Origin of the sequence: Streptosporangium sp. NPDC049644 (assembly GCF_040675205.1) — a bacterium.
Classification (GTDB): Bacteria; Actinomycetota; Actinomycetes; order Streptosporangiales; family Streptosporangiaceae; genus Streptosporangium; species Streptosporangium fukuiense.
The window spans coordinates 1-2,978 of the sequence record NZ_JBFAOJ010000222.1; the positions used below are offsets into that span (position 1 = coordinate 1).

3 protein-coding genes are annotated in these 2,978 nt (G+C 66.1%); all 3 read right to left on the reverse strand.

Going from position 1 to position 2,978, the window contains the following annotated elements; translation table 11 throughout:
- Positions 1–130 precede the first annotated feature (130 nt).
- Genes AB0J58_RS44535 through AB0J58_RS44545 form a run of 3 tightly spaced genes read right to left on the reverse strand, consistent with a single transcriptional unit; the run spans position 131 to position 2,795 of the window.
- Positions 131–1,402 (reverse strand): hypothetical protein, encoded by a 1,272-nt coding sequence (locus AB0J58_RS44535; RefSeq protein ID WP_364227808.1) that lies wholly within the window; start codon positions 1,400–1,402, stop codon positions 131–133.
- Positions 1,399–1,722, reverse strand: coding sequence for a helix-turn-helix transcriptional regulator (locus AB0J58_RS44540; RefSeq protein ID WP_364227811.1), 324 nt, complete (start codon positions 1,720–1,722; stop codon positions 1,399–1,401). The genes AB0J58_RS44535 and AB0J58_RS44540 overlap by 4 nt, the downstream gene beginning before the upstream one ends.
- Entirely contained in the window at positions 1,719–2,795 is a 1,077-nt protein-coding gene (locus AB0J58_RS44545; RefSeq protein WP_364227814.1) for a site-specific integrase, read from the reverse strand. The genes AB0J58_RS44540 and AB0J58_RS44545 overlap by 4 nt, the downstream gene beginning before the upstream one ends.
- Positions 2,796–2,978 lie beyond the last annotated feature (183 nt).

Sequence of the window (2,978 nt, forward strand, 5' to 3'; positions counted from 1 at the left end):
TCTTACCGGTACGTCCGCCGTGAGTTCAGCCAGACTGAAGGACATTCATCGGGAACACACGCGAGTTCGCTGGGTGAGATCTGAAAACGCGGGGAGTTCGTCGTTGACGCCGGCGTCATGACCCAAGGGATCACGGTTGGGGTGTCTGATCGAGCTCGTCGGCGAGTAGATGCTCGGCGACGGCGGAGTATCTGGCGGCGGTGCTGTGGGAGATCCCGAAGACCAGCGACAGGTGAAGCGGATCCGCGCCTCCGGCGAGAGCTTCGTGGAGGATGCGGTCCTTGCGTATCCGGTCGACACTGCATCCGGTGCGCTTCATCCGCGACGTCACGAATTTTTGGCTGATCGGACCGGTGCCGTGGGCGGTCTTGTCGCTGATGAGGACGTGGGGGTTGGTGGTGTGCGGCCAGGTTGCGCGACGGTGGCGGAGCCAGCGGCGGAGTACTCGATGACTGAGGTCACCGAGTCGCTGGCGGCGGCCGGCGAGAGTGATTCGCCGGTTGGCCAGATCGAGGTCGTCGAGTGTCAGGTGGCGGATGGCTCCGGTGCGAGCCGCGTTCTCGGCGGCCAGTGCGATGATGACTCGTCCGGCGAGGTCATCGGCCTGTTGCTCGATGGCCCGAATCTCCTCATCGGCTATCGGGAGCAGAGTGAAGTCCGCCGGGCGGCCCTTCAACCCGATCGTCGGATTGGAGAAGATCAGGCCGCGCTTCTTGGCGAATCCGAACAGCGATCGCATCGCGCTGGTCGCGGTGGCGCGTCGTGAACCGCTGAGCGGTCCCAGCGCTGTTCTGATGTCGGAGCGGGTGACCTCTCGCAAGTGGTCGTAGCCCGCCGCCCAGTCGTCGAGGAATGGCCGGATGCATCCGAAGTAGACATAGATGCTGGATGCGGACCGGGGCCGTGACCTGGTGTCGCCGTTGAGGAGGACCAGCAGCCACTGCCGGACGGGATTGATGAAGCCGGGTGCGAGATGGCTTGTGACGCGGTCGATCCAGGATCTGATCGCTGGAGCGGAGTCGTCGTGGAGCAGGTCCAGATCGGTGAGTACTTCGATGAGGCGAGGCCGCGACACCCAGCGCTGCGGCCGGGCTCGGACCTCGCTGAGCAGGACGCGCTCACCTGCCGGGAGGCTAGTCAGCACGGTGACGAGCCCATCCAGCACGCATCTGGTGGTCGAGGGGTTCCAGCCACCGACTTGGCCGAGTTCCTGAGCGTGACGTGCCGCTGCCCGCAGCACCGGATCGTCTGCTGTCAGCGCCGGGTGCCGCCAGCGAGGCGGGACCGGCTGGCCGTCCTTGCGCCGACGCTCTGATGCTCGCGCCGAGCACGCGTTGCTGCAGTAGACCTGGTCGCGGCGCCGCTTCTCGGGCAACGGGGTGCCGCAGTGGGCGCAGTTCATCGAGGCGGTAGCGACCGCCCGCCCCCGGTGCGCGGGGCGACCGGCCGATCTTGGCCGACCGCCGTGCTCTGGTCGCCGTCGTGGTGCCGCGGCTGGGCGACAGCCTCAGGTTCGGGGATCAGCAGTTCGTCGACGCCGCAGCTCAGCACGGTGCAGATGACGTCGAGCTCGTCGAGCTTGACCACGTTAGGGCTTCCCGACCACAGTCCCGACATCTTGCCGGCACTGATGACCAGGCCACGTTCGGCGAGCATCCGCTGGAACTCGCTGGCCTTCCAGATGCCGCGGTTCGCGGCAGCAAGGCGCAGGTTCCATTTCATTTGGTGAGTCCTTTCCATCGGTCGGCGACGCGGCGCTGTCCGGTGACCCAGGCGTCTTCGACATGGGTGGCATGGACGTGGATGTATCTGGCCGTGGTGCCGGTCCAGGCGTGGCCGAGCAGCTCCTGGATCGCGAACAGGTTCATCCCGGCCAGGTAGAGCTGGGAGGCGCAAAAGTGCCGCAGCACGTGCGGCGTCAGCCGTCCCGACCAGGTCGGCAGATACCGGTCGACGGCGTCGATCAAGGCGCGGCGAAACACGTCTGCCGTGGCGCGGGTGCAGGTGCCCTCGGCGTTCTTCCGCTCGGAGGGGAACAGCGGGGTGCGGTGGCTGGACAGGTCGAGCTCGAACAGCCCGAGGACGTCTTCGATGAACCAGCGCAGGCTGCGGTCGGCGCCGTTGATCAGGGGCACCAGCCGTGGCTTGGGCCCTTTGCGGCGAGACCCCTTCCCATGGCGGACGTTCAGCTTGCCGAACCGGCCCAGCTCCCAGCGCACGTCATCCAGGTCGAGCATCCGGGCCTCGTTGATCCGTAACCCGACGTCGGCGACCAGCCGGGCCATGGCGTAGTTGCGGGCCGCCGGGGCGAACTTGCGGCAGCTCAGCAGCTCTTCGCGCCACCCTGCGAACAGTTGCTCGATCTCCTCGGCGGTCGGTGGGACCCGCAGCTGCGGATCCACCGACAACCGCGGCCGGTTGACCTCATCGAGAGGGCACTCGACGACGCGGCCGGTGAGGTTGTGCAGCTCAACCCTGTGCCGAAGCTCCAGAAACCGGAAGAACACCGTCAGAGCAGCCGCTCGCCCGGTGCGAGTGGAGGGCTTGGCGTCTCGCAACACCTTGCCGAAGTAGACGTCGCCGTCTTCGGGTTGCATCTCCCACAGCGGCCGGCCGAACCAGTCCCGGATCAGCTCCAGATGATTGGCGTCGTTGCGGATGGTGCTGTCGGTCAGACCTGCCGACGCGCGAGCCAGCACGAACCCCGCCAGCACGTCGGTCTCGAAAGCGGCAAGATCTTCTTCGCTGCCAGGGGCTCGATACTCGCGTAGATCTCGTACGACTCCCAGCGCCAACTCGCGCCTCCCGACTTCACCAGCGCCGCCATCTCATCACTCTTGTGACAGAAGCTTCACGGAGAGTGAAGCTACTTCAGGGCGTGCTGATCGATCTGGCAAACGGGAGAAGATGCAGTTCGCAGGCAGCAAGCGTGCACAGCGAGGAGGAGTCGGCGCCCTCAACTCAAGAACTGTTGCTTA

Excerpts from the sequence above, each read along its gene's own strand:
- AB0J58_RS44540 (WP_364227811.1), bottom strand. The coding sequence starts at position 1,722 with ATGAAATGGAACCTGCGCCTTGCTGCCGCGAACCGCGGCATCTGGAAG.
- AB0J58_RS44535 (WP_364227808.1), bottom strand. The coding sequence starts at position 1,402 with ATGAACTGCGCCCACTGCGGCACCCCGTTGCCCGAGAAGCGGCGCCGC.